We start from the raw sequence: 16,905 nt of genomic DNA on the forward strand, positions 1-16,905 counted from the left end.
ATAAAAGATCCTGCTCCGAGCCTACTGCCGACCCTTCGACCAGGGAGAACCATGAGCGCTCACGGTCACGTCGACCTCGGCCACACGGTGGCCGGCTGGACCGGTACCGCCCTCGCCCTGTTGGGCTGTACCGGAGCGGGTCTCGCCGTGTGCCTGGCCTGGACGCCCGGGATATGGCTCGGCCTCGGTCTCGTCGCCGTGGCCGGGCTCGTCACCTGGCTGCTGCACCTCGCGGGGTGGGGCAAGCCCAGCGGCCCCCGCCCCGAGAGCGAATGGGACTGGCGCGTCCGCGACACCGGCGCGCACGCCGGCCACGCGGACTGCGTCGGCTGCCGGGTCAGCGGACCCCGGCGAGCCCTCGCATCAGCCCCTCGGCCTCGATCCGCCGCGTCGTTGCCCGCCGCGGATAGCAGCGCATGAACATGCGGGTGAAGTGCTCCCCGTAGTGGATCACCGTGGAGTCCTCCGGATCCGGGCTCAAGGGGCGGATCCGGGCGCCGAAGCGGGGCTCGTGGAAATAGGCCAACGTGTACCGCTCCCGGTCCGCGAGGCGCACCTTGTGCGGGGTCGACAGCAGCTCGCCGCCGGTCAGGAACTGCAGGATGTCCCCCGGGAACACGGTGAGGACGTCCGGGACGGGCGTCACGTACGTCCAGCCGGGGGAGTCTTGGGCGAAGCCCGCCGAGCTCTCGCCCGGCAGCCAGTTCCGGGGCCTGCGCTCGCCGTCGATCGGCGGACGCACGAACAGCCCGCCGACCTCGTCCTGCGCGGCGATCACGAGCAGCCCGTAGTCGGTGTGCGCCCCGATCCCGCGCTCCGTGGTCCGTGAGGCCGCCGGGAAGCGCAGCACCCGCATGTGGTGCCAGCCGTCGCGGGTCAGCCCGGCGAGGCGGTCGATGCCTGCCGGGCCGAGCCCCAGCCCTAGCGCCACGAGCCGCAGCAGCCGTTCGCCGAGGGATCCGACCCCGGCGAGATGGGCCTCCATGGCCGACCGGTACGCGGCATCGGGCCAAGGCACCGGCCCGTGGCACGGCAGCCGGCGATCGGCCGCCGGCAGGTCCGGGGTGATCGTGAAGATCTCCGAGGCGTCCCGTTCGCCGGCGGTGACCTCCTCCCCGGCTGCGATGTACCCGCTGTACGAGGTGTCGTTGACGCATGCCGCCTTCTCGGCCAGGGGCCGGGCGAAGAACCGCCGACTGGCCGCCAGCGCGTCCCGGGTCCGCGCCCGCTGCCCGGCGTCGGCCGAGATCTGGAAGATTCCGTCACGCCGCCAGGCCGCGGTCATGGCCCGGCCGAGTGCCTCGTCCGCCGCCGTGCCGGTCACGTGCTCCGGCACGCGGAACGTCGCGAACCCGCTCATGTCCGTCCCCTCTCGAAGGCGTCTGCCGCAGGAGCTCTCCCTCTTTTCACGGACATGGCGGCCAGAAGTTCGATTGCGCGGCACGCCCCCGGTTGGCCGCGTTGGGCGTGTGCCGGGCGGGACGGTTGGGCAGGATCGAAACGGCCGCGTTCAGCGGCCCGCAGTGGAACGTTGAGAAGGATCAGCCAGATGGCAACAGGCACCGTGAAGTGGTTCAACTCGGAGAAGGGGTTCGGTTTCATCCAGCAGGACGACGGCGGCCCCGACGTGTTCGTGCACTTCTCCGCGATCGAGACCACCGGCTTCAAGTCGCTGGAGGAGAACCAGCGGGTCGAGTACAACGTCACCCAAGGCCCCAAGGGCCCCCAGGCCGAGCGGGTGGTTCCCATCGGGTAGTACCGCTTCACGGGGCGGGCCCTGAGCCCGCGCCGTGAGCCGAGCCCCGCCGGCCCGCCCGGCGGGGCTTCCGCGTTTCGCCCGCTACCGGGTCCCGGTCCCGGCCGGTAGCGTCGTCCGGGTGATGACGGGCACCCCGGACACCAGACTGATCGTGCTGCGCGGCAACTCCGCGTCGGGCAAGTCCTCGGTCGCGCAGGAGATCCGCTCCCGCCACGGCCGCGGCATCGCCCTGGTCGCGCAGGACAATCTGCGCCGCGTGATCCTGCGCGAGCGCGACACCCCCGGCGCGGCGAACATCGGGCTGATCGGCTCCGTGGCCCGCTACTCCCTCGACCACGGCTACCACGTCATCGTCGAGGGCATCCTCTACGCGGACCGCTACGGCCCCATGCTCGACGCCCTGACGCGGGCCCACCGGGGCTCCACGCGCCTCTACTACCTCGACGTGCCGTTCGAGGAGACCCTGCGGCGGCACGCGACCAAACCCGAGGCCGACGCCTTCGGCGAGCCGGAGCTGCGGGAGTGGTACCGCCCGCTGGACCTGCTGCCGGGCGGGATGGAGAGCGTCATCCCGGCCGAGCACTCCCTCGACGCGACCGTGGGCCGGATCATGCGCGAGTCCGGGCTCGGAACGGAGTCCGGTGACGGGGCCGTCTAGACGGCTCGGTGCAGGGCCAGCAGGAGTGACCACACCTGGTCGGCCAGCTCGGGCGGCGTCGCCGGGATGTGCCCGTGCAGCCAGTCCGCCAGGACACCGGTGAACGCGGCGGCCACCGCCGAGGCGACGAGGTCCGAGTGCGGGGCGCCCACCGCCGTGCGTTCGGCGTGGGCGCGGGCCCGCAACTCGAGGTGGAGGCGGTCGCCCAGGGGGCCCGCGCCGCCCGGGAGCAGCAGGGTGCGGTAGAGCGGGGCGTGCCCGGCCGCGCCGGCGAAGAAGGCGGCCAATGCCTCCGGGGGCCGGACCGGGGCTCGTGATCCCGGCCCGGTCTGCCAGGCGTGCAGGGCGTCGACCGCCGCGTGCACCACGTCCGCGCAGGCGTCCACGGCGAGCGCGGGGAGGTCGTCGTAATGCAGGTAGAACGTGGCGCGACCGACCCCGGCGCGGCGGACCACCGCCGAGACGCTGACCTCGGCGAGCGGCCGGTCCGCGCACTCCGCGAGCAGACTCTCGCGCAGCCGCGCCTTCGTGCGGGCCGTGCGCGGGTCCTCCGGGCTCACGCGGCCGCCAGGGCCGCGCCGAGCGCGAGTGCGCCGGGCAGGGCCTGGGCGATGAGGATCCGTCGGTTGGCGGTCACGGCCCCGAACACCCCGGCGACGATCACGCAGACGAGGAAGAAGACCTGCGTGGCGAGCGAGTCGATGACCAGCGCCCAGATCAGCCCCGCGGCGAGGAACCCGTTGTAGAGCCCCTGGTTCGCGGCGAGCGGCGCCGTGAGGCGGGCGGTGTCCGCGTCGAAGCCGGACAGTGCCCGGCCCGGCGGCCGCTGCCACAGGAACATCTCCAGGACCAGGAAGTACGCGTGCAGCGCGGCCACGAGGCCGATCAGTATCAGAGCGACCGTGTCCACGACCGCCTCCGTTTCTCATTGCCCAGGGATCAGGGGACCCTACTTCCTGGACAACTGTACAGGAACTCACCCGCCGACCCTCCACTGGAGGTGTAACCGCTCAGAGGTGGGCGTCCAGGAACTGCCGGAACTCTTCGCGCGTCATCGGACCGGCCTGGGTCGCGATCGCCTCGCCGTCCTCGATGAGCACGGCGGTCGGGGCGCCGGTCACCCCGTAACGCCTGGTCGGGCCTGGGCAGCGGGTCATGTCGGTGCGGACGGCGGTGAACCGCGTCCCGTACTCCACCGCCAGCTCGGCGACGATCGCGTCCATCGCGCGGCAGGCGTCGAGGGCCTTCGGCCAGGACCCGCAGAAGTAGGCGAGGACCGGTCCCGTCGTCATGGAGAGGACGAAGTCGAACTCCTGGTCCTCCAGTGGCTGGTGTACCCGACGTGCCATGCGTACCGCTCCTCGCTCCCTGATGCCTCCTCGGCAGGGGAGGCGGCCGGCCACCATCATCGCCCGTTGTCAGTGGCGCCTGTGAAGCTGATTGCCATGGACGACAGGATGCTCCGGCGCCGGGTCTACGGCGCCGACCACGAAGACCCCGACCCCGGCCCGCGACCCGGCCATGTCTACGGCGAGCTCGTGGGCGGACCCCTCGACGGTCTCCTGCTCGACATCACCGGCTGGAGCGCGCCCCAGCTCGCGGAGGAGGCCCGGCTCCCGACGGAGATAGGGCGCTACGGGGCGGGCGGGCGCGCCCACTACCGCCGCCGCACGCAGGACCCGGGCCACTGGGACTGGGTGGGCGACAGCCGCTGAGGCCGCCCCGGGCCGGGCGGTGCGGCCGTGCGCGAGGGTCAGCGCACCGCCTCGCGGCTCACGTTCCTGGCCCACAGCACCAACGGCAGCTGGAGCGGCAGTCGGCCGTAGGCCACGGCCCGCAGTGCGGGGGAGCGGTGGCGGGCGTCGGCGGCCATCTTGACGTTCGCCGGGAACACGCCGACGAAGAAGGCGGCGGCCGCCATCGCCGCCGCCTTTCGGGTGCGCGGATGGGCGACCCCGGCGGCGAGGGCGAGTTCGGCGGCGCCGCTCGCGTACGTCCACCGGCGCGGGCTGCCCGGCAGCGAGCGCGGGACGATGGCGTCGAACTGCTTCGGCACCGCGGCGTGCGCGACGGCCGCGCCGGCGAGGAGGCCCGCGAGCAGCAGCGGGGAGGAAAGCGGGCGGGGCATGGGTGTCGAGTCCTCTCGGGGGCGGTCGGGACCGCGATCCTACTCACCAGTAGGGCCGTGTCGTTCGGCTCCTCGGGAAAAATCTTCGAAGAATTCTCGGGGAGCTGTCGATCCGGGCCCCTCCCGTTCGACGCAGGGGTGAGAGGCGGGGAGAGCCCCCGCCCTCCCGACCGAGGAGTCACCATGCCGCGCTTCCTGACGATGATCCGCATCGACGAGCAGAACCTGCCGCCCGAGGAGTTCCCCGCGGACTTCGAGCAGCGCATGGGCGCCCTCCTGGAGGAGATCACCAAGGCCGGGGTCATGCTCGACACCGCCGGCCTGCTCCCCACCTCCGAGGGCACCCGGCTCAGCTGGTCCGGCGGGAAGATCAGCTACACCGACGGCCCCTTCACCGAGACCAAGGAAGTGGTCGGCGGCTACTCCCTCACCCAGTGCAAGGACAAGGCCGAGGCCGTGGAGTGGACCCGCCGCTTCCTGGAGATCCACCCCACGCACTGGAACGTCAGCGCCGAGGTCCGGGAGATCCAGGAGATGTGAGCCGCCGGGTCCCCGGGGTTCCGGCCCCGGGCGTCCGCGCCGCGTTTGCCCTGCCTCGTCACGGCTGCTCTGATGGGTGGCCGTGACGGCAGCGAATACGGCCCGGGCGGTCGAAGCGGTGTTCAGGATCGAGTCCGCGCGCATCATCGCCGGTGTGGCCCGCATCGTGCGGGACGTCGGCATCGCCGAGGAACTCGCGCAGGACGCCCTCGTCGCCGCACTCGAACAGTGGCCGGAGTCGGGCGTCCCGGAGAGGCCGGGCGCCTGGCTCATGGCCACCGCCAAGAACCGCGCGATCGACCTCGTCCGCCGCAAGGAGACGTACGCGCGCAAGCTCGCCGAGGTCGGCCGGAGCCTGGAGGACGCCCCGCCGCCCGCCGAACCGGCGGACCCGGACGACATCGACGACGATCTGCTCCGGCTGATCTTCACCGCCTGCCATCCCGTCCTCGCCACCGACGCCCGGATCGCGCTCACCCTGCGACTGATGGGCGGACTGACGACACAGGAGATCGCCCGCGCCTTCCTGTCCTCCGAGCCGACCGTCGCCCAGCGCATCGTCCGGGCGAAGCGGACCCTGGCCGCGGCGGGCGTGCCCTTCGAGGTCCCGTACGGGACCGACCGGGAGGCGCGACTGGCCTCCGTCCTCGAAGTCATCTACCTCGTCTTCAACGAGGGCTACTCGGCCACCGCGGGCGACGACCTCGTCCGCCCCGCCCTGTGCGAGGACGCCCTGCGCCTCGCCCGCCTCCTCGCCGCCCTGATGCCCAAGGAACCGGAGGCGCACGGCCTCGCCGCGCTCCTGGAGTTCCAGGCCTCCCGGATCACCGCCCGCACCGGCCCCGACGGGGAACCGGTGCTGCTCGCGGACCAGAACCGGGCCAAGTGGAACCGCATGCTCGTCCATCGGGGCGTCCGGGCGCTGAGCCACGCCGGAAGCGGCCCGTACGCCCTCCAGGCCGCGATCGCCGGCTGCCACGCGGCGGCCGTCCGCTACGAGGACACCGACTGGCCCACGATCGCCGCACTGTACGGCCGACTCGTCCTGCTCGTCCCGTCACCCGTGGTGGAACTCAACCGCGCGGTGGCCGTCTCCATGGCCCAGGGGCCCGAGGCGGCGCTGCCGCTCGTCGACGCCCTGACGGAGGAACCCGCCCTGCGCGCCTACCACTTGCTGCCGAGCGTACGAGGAGACCTGCTGGAGCGGCTCGGCCGGCCGGAGGAGGCCCGTGCCGAGTTCGAGCGGGCGGCCTCGCTCACGCGCAACGAGCGGGAGCGCGACCTGCTGCTGGGCCGCGCGGCCCGTCTCTCGTAGAGCGCCCGCGGTACGACCGCCTCAGCCGCGGCGGGCGTACGCGGCCACGTCGAGCGGAGTGCGGGCGGGCCGCCGCGGCGGGGTCAGCGCCACGGGTCGGCGGAATCCGCCCGCGCGGGCGATCTCCCGCACCGTCAGGCGCAACGCCTCCTGGAAGTCGCCCATGGTGCGGCGGGCCGCCGGCGTGTCCACGTACAGGGAGTTCATGTGCAGCCCGTCCGCGTCCCGCTGGAACCACGAGCAGGCCCCGTTCGCCCGCGCCGACCACACGTGGGTGGTCGGCCGCCACTCGTCGTGGCGTTCGGCGCCGCGGCACTTGCGCATGTCGATGTACGAGAAGAAGTTCACGGGATAGGGCCAGGAGCGGGCCGCGAACTCCTCGGGCGCCAGCAGCTCCCACGCCCGGACGAACGGCACGTCGATGTGGCCGATCATCTCGCCGAATCCGGCGCGGACCCCGGCCATGACCGTGGCGAAGTCCCGGCCGGGGGAGGCGTCGAACTCGATGGGCATCGTGTTGACGAACCACCCCACCGAGTCCGTCCAGGTCTGTCGGCCGCGTTCGCTCACCGGCATCAGACCCCGGTAGACCCCGGGCCCGCCCGCCTCGCGGAGGCACACGGCGACGGAGGCGAGCACGCCCATGAAGGGCTTGCCGCCGACCGTCAGGCAGGTCTTCTCGAACACCTCCGCGTCGGAGGCGTCGAGCAGTTGGGATGCCTCGTTCACGATCGGGTACATCCGGTCCGGCTCCACACCGAGGTCGAGGGGGAAGCGGGGGAAGAACTCGCCGCCACCCCGCTCGATGAAGGACTTCCAGTAGTCGAGGCGTTGGTCGCGGGCGTCGATGGAGAGGTAGCGGCGGCGCTGCTCGTCGGCGAAGTCGAGATAGGACGGGGCGGGCGGCAGCGCGATCGCCTCGCCGCGACACAGGCCCTCGTAGGCCGTGAGCACCTCGTGGACGACGATCGGCATCGACATGCCGTCGCACACGATGTGGTCGAAGGCGAGGTAGACGGTGGCGGAGTCCTCGCGGAGCACGGCGCCCATGATGAACAGGGGCCAGGAGAGGGTGTCGATGCTCCGCTTGAACCGCTCGACGAGGAACTCGCGCAACAGGTCGGAACTGTCGAAGGCGGCCACGGGCTCGGCGTCGAGGGCGAGTTCGGCGGGGTCGAAGGGCTCGCACGCCACCTCCCCGGCGAGCCTGCGGAACGCGCACCTCAGCACCTCGTGCCGCTGGACGAAGGCCAGCAGCGCCTGCGCCAGGGCCGGTTCGTCGAGCGGACCCGACACCTCGAAGGTGACCGCGATCCACGAGGCGACCGGGTCGTCGGCGGCCCTGCTTTCCTCGGCGACCGTGAAGTGCTTGTCCTGGTTGAACGACGCCTTCCGGCCCGCTCGGACGTCCTGGTCGTCGGCCTGCGCCCGCACGTCCGCCCGGAGGTCCGCCTCCGCGTCCGTCGCCGTGCACTTGAGTCGCCACTCGACCACCCGACCGGGTGTCACGTGGTGCATCTCCAGAGGAAACTGCCGCATAACCGTCATCCCTTCGCCCCCGAGCCGACCCCGAGGCGCTAACGACCCCCGGCCCGGGGAGGTGACGAAATCACCCGCCCGGGGTCGGGTCCGGCATTCGGGACGTCGGTCAGAGGGAGTTCAGATCGAAGGCGTCGGCCATCGCCTTGTACCCGGCGTCCTTCATGTGCAGGTGGTCCATTTCGAGGACGTACTCCTCCTTGACCTTGACCTCCTTGGGGCGCGCCGGGTCGGCGGGCGCCGCCAGCACCCGGTCGAAGTCCACGACGCCGTCGTACGCGCCACCGGTGCGGATCCAGTGGTTGACCGCCGTACGGACGTCCTCGCCGCGCTCGGTCCAGTACTTCGAGCCGTGGAAGGGCGGGATGGTGGCGCCGATGACCCTGACACCGCGGGTGTGGGCCTCGCGGATGAGCTGTCGGTAGCCGGCGATGATCTCCTCGGCGGTGACCTTCGGGCTGCCCGCGGTGCAGTGGTCCTGGGGTCCCTCGGGCTGGACGATGTCGTTGGTGCCCTCCAGGAGGACGACGGTGCCCACGTCGGGGCGGCCGAGCGCGTCGCGCCGGAAACGGGACAGTGCGCTCTCGCCGAAGCAGTCCGAGTCGTTCAGCACCTTGTTCCCGCCGATGCCCGCGTTGAGCACGGGCCTCGAACGACCCTCCGCGGCGAGGCGCTTGGCGAGCTCGTCGGGGTAGCGGCGGTCGGCGCCGGGAGTGGCTCCGAACCCGTCGGTGAGGGAGTCACCGAAGGCGACGACCGCCTTCCGGGACCCGCCCGCGTCGCCCGCTCCGCCCGGGCGGGCGTTCTTCACGTCGACCCCGGCCAGGTAGGACCAGGAGAGGCTCGGCGGGCCGGCGGCGAACGCATCGGCCGCGGCGTCGCGCCGGTGGTCCCCGGTGGCCCGGTAGGACAGCGACATGGCGACGTTGTGGAAGGTGGCCGGGCCGGTGGGCCCCTCGAAGTAGAAGGTGACGGTGAGCTGTTCGAAGGCCTTCACGGGCAGCGCGACCGCATCGCTGGAGAGCTGCCCGCCGGCCGGGACCGTGACCGACTGCGCCCCGTCGAAGCGCAGTGCCCGCACCGATTCCGGCTGCACGGCCGCCCCGCCGGCGGTCCTGGCGACCGTGGCGCCGGTCAGCTTGAGCGGGGTCTTCCCGTAGAGGTTGGTGACCCGCACGCGCAGTTCCGATCCCCCGGCTCCGACGCGGATCACCTGGCGCACGGACTGGTCGGCGAAGCCTTCCTCGGACCAGTTGGCGAACCAGGGGGTGTGCGTGGGCGTCTGCGGGGAGGTGCCCCAGGCGCTGCTCCAGGGACCGCCGTACGCGGCGGAGGCGGGGGCGGTGGCGGTCGCTGTGAGGAGCGCGGCGGCCAGCGGGACGGCGAGGGCGATCGTCTTCGCGTTCATGCCCCTTTGACCCGGGACGGCGATCGAATGTGACAGCCGTGACGAAACCGATCCGGTTACGTCGTGGCCACGCCCCGGTAGGCGTGGCCGTAGTCCCCGTTCCAGCCGTCGGGCAGGGCGACGTCGTACGGCCAACAAGGCGAGCAGTTGCCCGCCACCACCTGCGGAGCGCCGGCGCCGGCCCAGGCCGGGCCGAGCTCGCCGGACAGTGCGAGGAGGAGGACAGCGGGCAGGGTGAGGGCGGCGGCGCGTGCGAGGAGAGACGTCATGCCCCGGATGGTCGCAGGGGAGCGGGGGCGGAGGACAGCGTTCCCTGCCCGGCGAGGAGGCCTTCCGCGTCCGACGGGCCGTACGCGCTCAGGACTCCGCATCGTCGCGGCGGACCTCGATGTGGTCGGCGGCCAGGTCGACCGCCACCCGGTGTTCCATGCCCAGCGCCTCCAGGAACTTCTGGGGGAGCTGGACGCGGCCGGTGCGGTCCAGCATCACGTACTCGCGCTCGCTCACCGACTCCTCGCCGTGCTCGTCGGTGACCGTGCGCCGCAGGACCTCGCTGCTCGTGCGGCCGTCTCGGATGGCGACCGTACGGCGGACTTCGCCGGCGACCAGCGGGTCGTGGGTCACGATGACCACGGTGGCGCCCAGTTCCCGGTTGACGGTGCGGAAGGACTCGAAGATGGCGGCGCCGGTCTCGGAGTCCAGCTCACCGGTGGGCTCGTCGGCGAGCAGCACCTTCGGGTCGTTGGCCATGGCCACGGCGATGGCCACCCGCTGCTGCTGGCCACCGGACAGCTCGGCCGGGCGACGGCCCGCGAGGTCGCCGATCTCCAGGGCGTCGAGCAGCTGCCCCACCCGCTGCGCGCGGCGGCCGGACGCGCCGCGCGACATGCGTCCCCGCAACTGCATGGGCAGGGCGATGTTCTGAGCCGCCGTCAGGAAAGGCAGCAGGTTGCGGGCCGTCTGCTGCCAGACGAAGCCCACCGCCTCGCGGCGGTAGCGCAACCGCTCCTTGGCCGACATCTCCAGCAGGTCGTAGCCGCCCACGGTGGCCGTGCCCGCCGTGGGGACGTCCAAGCCGGCCAGGATGTTCAGCAGCGTCGACTTCCCGCTGCCCGAGGCGCCGACCAGCGCCACCAGGTCGCCCCGGGCCACGGTCAGTTCGAGCCCCTGCAGGGCCTGCACCTCGACCCCCGCGGTGCTGAAGATGCGCACCAGGCGGTCGCAGGCGATCGCCGTGTCCGCCCCGGTCGTACGGGGCTCGGCGGCGGCCAAGGCCTGCCGGCGCAGCTCTTCGTAGGTCGGCTGGTCGGTGTTCACCGCTGGTCTCCCGCTCTCAACTCGGTGGTGATCTGTCGCCTGCCGGATATCGCCGCCTCCGCCAGTACGGCCGCGGCGACCAGGACCGCCACGCCCAGCGCCTGCGTCAGCACCGGCGCCGCGGCGATCGGCATCCCGATCGGGACGTCCGCGCCGACCAGTGCGGACAGGTCCACGGCCGGGCCCAGCAACGCCACGGCCGCCGCCGCGACCAGTCCGCCGCCGAACGCGGCGAGCAGCGCCTGTGGCAGTGCCTCCGCCAGGATCAGCGCCACGCCCTGCCGGGGCCGCAGGCCCATCGTGCGCAGCCGCGCCAGCAGCGCCGCCCGCTCCGGCGCGGCGCGCACCAGGGTCAGCAGCACGGCGAGCAGGGCGAATCCCGCGGCGCCCGCCACCGACGCCCAGAAAAGCCGTCCGGCCGAGTGCTGGAGCGGATCCCCGGCGAGCTCCGCGACCGAGGCGGCGCTCGTCCCCACCAGGTAGTGCTCGGCGGCCGCGGCCGGAGCCTTGGCGCGGACCAACTCGGCCAGCCGGTCGCCGTCGAGCGGGCCGATCGCGTACCACCGGTTGGGATGCGCGGCCTTGGGGGTCACGGCCGCGGTCGGGCCGACCGGCAGGACCAGGGTGGCGGTGCCGGGGCCCGGCATCGCCGGCGTGCCGTTGATCACCCCGGCGGCCGTGACCCGGAGTTCCTCACCGCCGACCAGGAGCCGGAAGGCTTCCCCGGCGGCCCGCCCGGCCAGATCCTGCCGCCCCATCAGGTCACTGCTGAACAGCGCGGGGATCGGAGCGCCGGAGGCGCCGGCGGTGAGCACGGCCGGGTCGAACCGGCCTCGCCCGACGGTCCGGGACAGGCGTGCGTAGGACTCCGGGTCGACGACCACCACCGTGACGTGCGTGGAGCCGCGCCCGGTGCCGAAGAGGAAGGCGTCGTCGTCCAGCCGCACCGAGGTCGCGGTCCGTACGCCGGGCAGCGCGCCGGCGGCCTTGACCAGTTCCTCCGGCACCGCGTCCCCGGGGGGCGCGGCGATGTGGGCGTCGCCGCCGACCGCCTGCCGGGCCACCTGGAGCCGGGCGGTGTCCACCGCCGCCAGCACCGTGGCGCCGAAGCCGCCCGTGGTGACGGCCAGCAGCAGCGCGATCAGCGGCAGCGCCGAGGGCCGCCCCCGCCCTTGCCCTTGCCCGCCGGCCCCGACCCCGGAGCTTCCGGCGCCCCGCGCGGCGCGGGCCAGCCCGAGGAACCCGACCAGGCCGGAGCGTCGGCCCGCCGCCCGGGCGGGCGCTCCGACGAGGGCCGGCTGGAGCCGGGCCAGCACGAGCCCGCCGGACAGGGCGAGCAGCAGCGGGGCGGCGACGAGCAGCGGGTCCAGCCCCGCGCCTTCGGGGGCGACCCCGCGCGTGCGCACCTCGAACACGGCGGCCGCGGTGGCGGCGAAGACCAGCAGTTCGGCCACGAGCCGCCTGCGCGGGCTCGGCCCGCGCGGACCCGACAGCAGCGCGTATGCCCGTACGGGCAGGGCCACGAGCGCGAGCAGGGTGACGGCGGACGCCGCGATCAGCGAGGCCGTCAGCCGCGGTGTCGGCAGCAGGGCCACGGCGAGCCAGGTGGCCGCCGCGGCCGCGGGCAGGACGGTGACGGCACCCTCGCCGAGAAGGCGGCGCACGATGGAGCGGCGCGAGCCGCCGCGCGCGAGCAGCAGCCGCAGCTCGGCCTCGCGCCGGTCGCCGCCCAGCGCGGCGGTCAGACAGAAGACGACGACGGCCACCCCGGCGACCCCGGCGGGGCCGATCGCGGCGAGCGGGGCGGCGCCCTGCCGCCGGGCCTCGGCCCGCTGGAAGAGCTCCGGAAGGCGGGACGCGATGTGCAGGTCGGGCCGTTTGAGCGCCGATCCGAGCTCGGAGGCGGTGGGGCCGGCGACGAAGGAGGCGATCTCCGTGCCGGTGCGCGGCAGTTGATCGGCCCGAAGCGCGGCGGTGTCCACCGGGAGCCGCCAGAAGTACTGGATGCCCTCGCCCCAGGCGGCGATCCGGTCGCGCCCCTCCGGGCCGACGAGGGCGGCGGTCGCCCAGTACGCCTGAGGCGGGGAGGTGGTGGTCAGGGTCTGGCAGGCCTTGGTCAGGCAGGGCAGGTCGGTCCAGTAGACGCCGCCGGCGTCGGCCGCGTCGTAGAGGCCGACGACCTCGGCGCGGATCGTGCCGGAAAGGGTCGGCGTGGACTCCAGCACGGTACCGAGCGGGGCCCCCAGGGTCTCGGAGGCGGCACGCGACAGGACCACCTGGATCGGGCCGTCGGGGGAGCCGGTGCCCGCCGGCCAGCGCCCCGCCACCAGCGACACGTGGGCGGCCACCTCGGGCAGGTACGCCAGGGTCAGCCGGGGGTCGATGCCCTCGGGCCGGGACAACCCCGGGTTCGCCAGGTCGCGGGCCTTCACGCCGACGGCGCCGTGCACGGGACCGCTGGGGGCGAGCCGGAACGAACCGCGGGTGCGCGTCGTCTCGGTCAGGGTGGCCAGGGCGGAGTCGAGTTCCTGCGGGGTCGCGAGCCCGCCCCGGGAGGTCGTGTTGGCGAACAGGCTCGTCGGACCGGGGCCCTGGTCGTGCAGGAACGCGCGCAGTGCCTGGTCGGCGCCGCGGTCGACGGCCCGGGGCAGGGCGGCCGCCAGCAGGACGGAAACGAAGACGAGCGCGGCACCGAGCAACGCGCTCAGCGGCGCCGCACGCAGTCGAGTCCACACCCAGGGCGCGGGCCGACCCGTGACGGCACGGTCCCGCCCGGCCCGGGCCCCGGATGACGGCGGGCGGCTCATGACTCCTCCACGTGCCGCAGCCGGTCGGCCACGCCTCGGTCTCGGCGGCCGCCCAGTACGGCCGACAGCAGCGGCACCGCGGCGATCGCGACGGCGAGCAGCAACGTTTCTCCGCCCGGCAGGTCCACCAGCACCCGCGGGACCGGACGCCGCGCGGCGGGTGTCAGCACCATCAGCGGCACCACCAGGTGGACGATGGCCGCGCCCAGCCCCACCCCGACGGCCGTCCCCAGGCCGACCAGCACACAGCTCTCGGCAGCGGCCGTCCGGGCCAGCCTCCGCCGGGGCGCCCCCAGCGCCCGCAGCACCGCGAACTCCCCGGTCCGCTCCCGCCCGGCCGCCGCCGCGGACGCCCCGAAACCGATCGCGGCCAGCACCGCACAGGCCACCGCGAGGGCGGCCAGCGCGCTCTGCGGGCCCGCGCTCAGCGGATCGTCCAGCAGCGCCGCCGCCACCTCATCGCGCAGCTCCACCTGCTGCGCCCCCGCACCGGAGCGCAGCTCGGCGGCGGCCCGCGCGGGGGCCGGGTCGTCGGCGGAGGCCGCCGGCAGCCACCACTCGGCGGTCGCGGGCAGCTCCCGCCCGCCGTCGGCCGCCAACAGCCGCCCGGCCGCGGCCAGATCGACGGCCACGGCGGTGTCACCGGCCACCGGCAGCGAACCGACGGCCGCGGTGATCCGCACCGGCACCGTGGCCCCGCCCAGCGGCACGGGCACGAGGTCGCCCACGGCCGCGCCGACCGCGGCGAGGTAGGCGCGGGTGGCGATCCCCGGCACCTCGGCCGCCGGGGCGGCGCCCACCAACAGCCCCAGCTGCACACCCCCGACGGTGCCCGTGCCGCCCCGGTAGCGGACCCGGAGCAGCGCGGGGCCGCCCGATCCTTCCGGCCCGGCCGGGAGCAGCTCGGCAGCCTGGCCGCCACGGGTCGGCGGCGGGGCCTTCAGCGTCCAGTCGGGGGCGGCGCCCGAGACCGGCACGGCCGCCCCGTCCGGGCTGTCGGCGGCCGCGATCCGGCGCAAGGTCAGCTCCGCGGACTGCTCGGGCCCGTCGGGCTCCGGGAACCCGTCCGGCCGGGGACCGAGGTCCTGCATCCCGTACGAGAGCACGAGCCCGGCGATCCGCAGTGGCGCGGCGGCCGACCCCAGCGGGGCCCCGGCCAGGGTGTCCAGGTCCAGCGAGAGGGTGGCGTCCCCGGACTCGGGAAGCGGGAGCATCGGCGAACGGTAGGTCAGGCCGAACCGGTCGCGCAGCAGCAGCCCGAGGCCGGGGCGGCCCACCGCATCGGGGGTCCGCACCGTGATGTCCAGATCGATCCGGCGAGGGTGCCCGGGCAGTTCGATGCCGGTTCCCGCGGCCGAAGCGCCCGCCGACCCACCCTCCGTGAGCGGGGCGAACAGCTCCCGCATGGAGCGCCCGTCCCGCAGGTCGGCGCGCAGCGGCACCCGTTCGGCCACTCCTGACGCGTCCAGCGCGAGGACCTGCCCGGCCCGCCCGCCCGGCAGGTCCTGCTGGGCGCGGACCACCGGGATCACCCGATCGCCGCCGGGCAGTGACGCGTACAACCCGCCCCGGCCCAGCGGGGCCAGGGCGCTCCCGGAGATCCGCAGGCCCCCCGCGGTGGCGAATTCGGCCTGGTCGCGCTGGGATGCGGACCAGGCGGTCTGCTGACCCAGCGCAAGAACCCCGCTGGAGACGGCGAGGACGAGCAACAGCACCGGCCCGGTGGCCCGTCCCGGCCGGCGGGCGAGCTGCCAGCCGACCAGCGCCGGTCCGAGTCCCCGGCCCCGTGCGGCGATCCGTCCGCCGAGGCGCGCGGCGAACGGCAGCAGCCGCAGCACCAGCAACGTGCCCGCGCACAGGGCCAGGGTCGGCGCGGCGACCAGCACCGGGTCCACACCCGGCCCGCCGGCCGACGCGGTGGCCGCGAGGTCGTCGCCGCTGTACTGCGCGAGCTGCCGGTAGGCGAGGACGGCGAGCGCCACCAGCGCCAGGTCGGCCCCGGACCGGGCGGCCCCGGCGACCACCGCCTGGCGGCGGCCGCTGCGCCGCAGGGCGGCGGCCCCCGCGCCGCGCAGTACGGAGGGCAGCGCGGTCAACAGGACGCACCCCAGGGCGCAGCCGCCCGCGACCGGCCAGAGCAGCCAGGTCCCGGAGGTGTCCAGGGGCACCCGGACCGGCGGGCCGAATCCGGCGAGGAGCCGCAGCAGGGGCGGGGTGAGCAGGGGCGCGAGCACGGCGGCAGGCAGTGCGAGCAGCAGCGATCCGGCCGCACCGAGGGCGCCGAGACGGAGGCGTGAGGCGCCGCGCGCCGTCAGCAGGACCCGCTCGGGCTCCTGGCGTTCCGTCAGGAGGTGGGCGACCAGCAGCAGTGCGGCGGCGGCGAGGACGGCGAGCTGGAGCGCACCGACGAGCAGGGTGGACCGGGCGACGCGCTGCCCGGAAGCCAACTCGCCCAGCAGCTGCGGAAGTTCGGTCTTGACCTGGAAGCCGTCCGGGACCTTCACCCCGGTGGCACCGCCGCCGGCACCACCGCGGGCGCCGGGCGCCGACGCGGCCGCGCGCTCCCGGACCGCCGCCGCCTCGGCGGCGCGCACGGTGGTGAAGTCGGCGGTGAGGAGCCTGCCGCGGCTGTTCTGCGGCAGCCCGCCCGCCGTGAACGCGGAGTCGTCGACGAGCAGCGGTCCGTACGTGGTGAAGGCGCTGACCTGGACCTCTCGGCCGCCGAGCGGGTCGAGCCGCCAGTACGGGGACTCGGGGTCGGCCGCCCGGTAGACCCCCGTGACGAGCACGGTGAGCGGGGCTCCGCCGTACCGGTCGTCGAGGCGGACCTCGGCGGGCAGCGCCGCCTCGGTCAGTCCGAGCCGGGTCAGCGCGGCCGGTGGAACGGCCACCTGCGTGAGCGAGGAGCCCGGCCCCGCGACCGGCTGCGGCCACTGCCCCGCGAGGAGCCGCACCCGCTCCCGGTCGAGGGAGGCCAGCAGCGTCAGATCGCTGTCCTTGCCGGGGGTGCGTGCGCCGGGCAGTCCGTACGAACGGCTGCGCGCGAGGCTCTCGACCACCACAGGGAGCCGACCGAACAGCTCGCCGGCGAAGGCCCGTACGGTCTCGTCGTCCTTGGCGCGCGCGGTCGCCGGATGCTCGTCGGTCACCAGGACCGTGGTCCGGGTCCGGCCCGGCCCCTGGAGCGCCTGGCGCAGTCCGGCCTCGCCCACACCACTTGTGAACGCGAACAGGGCGGTCAGCACGGTCGTGGTGATCAGTACGGTGAGCAGTACGGCGGCGGCGAGCGGCAGTCGTCCGCGCAGCCGGCGCACGACGAAGCCGAGCATGTGCCGTGTTCCTCCCCCGTCCGGACCTCAGGCACCGGATAGCGGACGATGTTGTCAGATTCGAACGCACAGGGGAAGGGACTTGCGCGAAGGACGTGACGGGTG

17 protein-coding genes are annotated in these 16,905 nt (G+C 74.4%); 6 read left to right on the forward strand and 11 right to left on the reverse strand.

Annotated features, from left to right (window positions below; genetic code table 11):
- Nucleotides 1-51: 51 nt before the first annotated feature.
- Entirely contained in the window at nucleotides 52-420 is a 369-nt protein-coding gene (locus tag ACFV9H_RS08200; protein ID WP_385394976.1) for an HGxxPAAW family protein, read from the forward strand.
- On the opposite strand, the gene ACFV9H_RS08205 is transcribed toward ACFV9H_RS08200, so the two are convergent.
- Nucleotides 338-1,360: an isopenicillin N synthase family dioxygenase gene (locus tag ACFV9H_RS08205; RefSeq protein WP_385394978.1), complete on the reverse strand. Its 1,023-nt coding sequence runs from the start codon at nucleotides 1,358-1,360 to the stop codon at nucleotides 338-340. The genes ACFV9H_RS08200 and ACFV9H_RS08205 overlap by 83 nt on opposite strands.
- A gap of 189 nt (nucleotides 1,361-1,549) precedes the next feature.
- Here ACFV9H_RS08205 and ACFV9H_RS08210 point away from each other — a divergent pair, with 189 nt between their 5' ends.
- On the forward strand, nucleotides 1,550-1,756 hold the full coding sequence (locus tag ACFV9H_RS08210; protein ID WP_385394981.1) for a cold-shock protein: 207 nt from the start codon (nucleotides 1,550-1,552) through the stop codon (nucleotides 1,754-1,756).
- Between the two features lie 124 nt (nucleotides 1,757-1,880).
- A complete protein-coding gene (locus ACFV9H_RS08215) occupies nucleotides 1,881-2,417 on the forward strand; it encodes an AAA family ATPase (protein WP_385394984.1) in 537 nt (178 codons plus the stop codon).
- Here ACFV9H_RS08215 and ACFV9H_RS08220 read toward each other — a convergent pair.
- The 3 genes from ACFV9H_RS08220 to ACFV9H_RS08230 form a co-directional block, all read right to left on the reverse strand.
- Complete coding sequence (locus tag ACFV9H_RS08220) at nucleotides 2,414-2,977, reverse strand: TetR/AcrR family transcriptional regulator (protein WP_385394987.1); 564 nt, start codon at nucleotides 2,975-2,977, stop codon at nucleotides 2,414-2,416. The genes ACFV9H_RS08215 and ACFV9H_RS08220 overlap by 4 nt on opposite strands.
- Complete coding sequence (locus ACFV9H_RS08225; RefSeq protein ID WP_385394990.1) at nucleotides 2,974-3,327, reverse strand: DUF1304 domain-containing protein; 354 nt, start codon at nucleotides 3,325-3,327, stop codon at nucleotides 2,974-2,976. The genes ACFV9H_RS08220 and ACFV9H_RS08225 overlap by 4 nt, the downstream gene beginning before the upstream one ends.
- Before the next feature lie 100 nt (nucleotides 3,328-3,427).
- A complete protein-coding gene (locus ACFV9H_RS08230; RefSeq protein ID WP_385394992.1) occupies nucleotides 3,428-3,766 on the reverse strand; it encodes a thioredoxin family protein in 339 nt (112 codons plus the stop codon).
- A gap of 96 nt (nucleotides 3,767-3,862) precedes the next feature.
- Here ACFV9H_RS08230 and ACFV9H_RS08235 point away from each other — a divergent pair, with 96 nt between their 5' ends.
- Entirely contained in the window at nucleotides 3,863-4,132 is a 270-nt protein-coding gene (locus ACFV9H_RS08235; protein ID WP_385394994.1) for a hypothetical protein, read from the forward strand.
- 38 nt (nucleotides 4,133-4,170) lie between these two features.
- On the opposite strand, the gene ACFV9H_RS08240 is transcribed toward ACFV9H_RS08235, so the two are convergent.
- Nucleotides 4,171-4,545 (reverse strand): hypothetical protein, encoded by a 375-nt coding sequence (locus ACFV9H_RS08240; protein WP_385394997.1) that lies wholly within the window; start codon nucleotides 4,543-4,545, stop codon nucleotides 4,171-4,173.
- A gap of 183 nt (nucleotides 4,546-4,728) precedes the next feature.
- Here ACFV9H_RS08240 and ACFV9H_RS08245 point away from each other — a divergent pair, with 183 nt between their 5' ends.
- Together ACFV9H_RS08245 and ACFV9H_RS08250 are read left to right on the forward strand one after the other, a co-directional pair.
- On the forward strand, nucleotides 4,729-5,085 hold the full coding sequence (locus ACFV9H_RS08245) for a YciI family protein (RefSeq protein WP_385394999.1): 357 nt from the start codon (nucleotides 4,729-4,731) through the stop codon (nucleotides 5,083-5,085).
- An 82-nt stretch (nucleotides 5,086-5,167) separates the two neighbouring features.
- Nucleotides 5,168-6,400, forward strand: a complete 1,233-nt coding sequence (locus ACFV9H_RS08250) for an RNA polymerase sigma factor (protein WP_385395002.1) — start codon at nucleotides 5,168-5,170, stop codon at nucleotides 6,398-6,400.
- A 21-nt stretch (nucleotides 6,401-6,421) separates the two neighbouring features.
- Here ACFV9H_RS08250 and ACFV9H_RS08255 read toward each other — a convergent pair whose 3' ends face one another.
- The 6 genes from ACFV9H_RS08255 to ACFV9H_RS08280 all read right to left on the reverse strand — a co-directional run bounded on the left by ACFV9H_RS08255 (nucleotide 6,422) and on the right by ACFV9H_RS08280 (nucleotide 16,800).
- A complete protein-coding gene (locus tag ACFV9H_RS08255; protein WP_385395004.1) occupies nucleotides 6,422-7,939 on the reverse strand; it encodes a condensation domain-containing protein in 1,518 nt (505 codons plus the stop codon).
- 109 nt (nucleotides 7,940-8,048) lie between these two features.
- Nucleotides 8,049-9,347 carry an SGNH/GDSL hydrolase family protein gene (locus ACFV9H_RS08260; RefSeq protein ID WP_385395007.1) on the reverse strand — a complete coding sequence of 433 codons (1,299 nt, stop codon included), beginning with the start codon at nucleotides 9,345-9,347 and terminating at the stop codon, nucleotides 8,049-8,051.
- Nucleotides 9,348-9,403: 56 nt separating this feature from the next.
- Complete coding sequence (locus ACFV9H_RS08265) at nucleotides 9,404-9,616, reverse strand: hypothetical protein (RefSeq protein WP_385395010.1); 213 nt, start codon at nucleotides 9,614-9,616, stop codon at nucleotides 9,404-9,406.
- A gap of 88 nt (nucleotides 9,617-9,704) precedes the next feature.
- Nucleotides 9,705-10,664 carry an ABC transporter ATP-binding protein gene (locus tag ACFV9H_RS08270; protein WP_385395013.1) on the reverse strand — a complete coding sequence of 320 codons (960 nt, stop codon included), beginning with the start codon at nucleotides 10,662-10,664 and terminating at the stop codon, nucleotides 9,705-9,707.
- Nucleotides 10,661-13,471 (reverse strand): hypothetical protein, encoded by a 2,811-nt coding sequence (locus ACFV9H_RS08275; RefSeq protein ID WP_385395016.1) that lies wholly within the window; start codon nucleotides 13,469-13,471, stop codon nucleotides 10,661-10,663. Before ACFV9H_RS08275 ends, ACFV9H_RS08270 begins: the two co-directional genes overlap by 4 nt.
- Nucleotides 13,468-16,800 (reverse strand): FtsX-like permease family protein, encoded by a 3,333-nt coding sequence (locus ACFV9H_RS08280; RefSeq protein ID WP_385395019.1) that lies wholly within the window; start codon nucleotides 16,798-16,800, stop codon nucleotides 13,468-13,470. Before ACFV9H_RS08280 ends, ACFV9H_RS08275 begins: the two co-directional genes overlap by 4 nt.
- Nucleotides 16,801-16,905: the final 105 nt, after the last annotated feature.

The sequence above is a fragment of the Streptomyces sp. NPDC059874 genome, assembly GCF_042731135.1.
GTDB lineage: Bacteria > Actinomycetota > Actinomycetes > Streptomycetales > Streptomycetaceae > Streptomyces.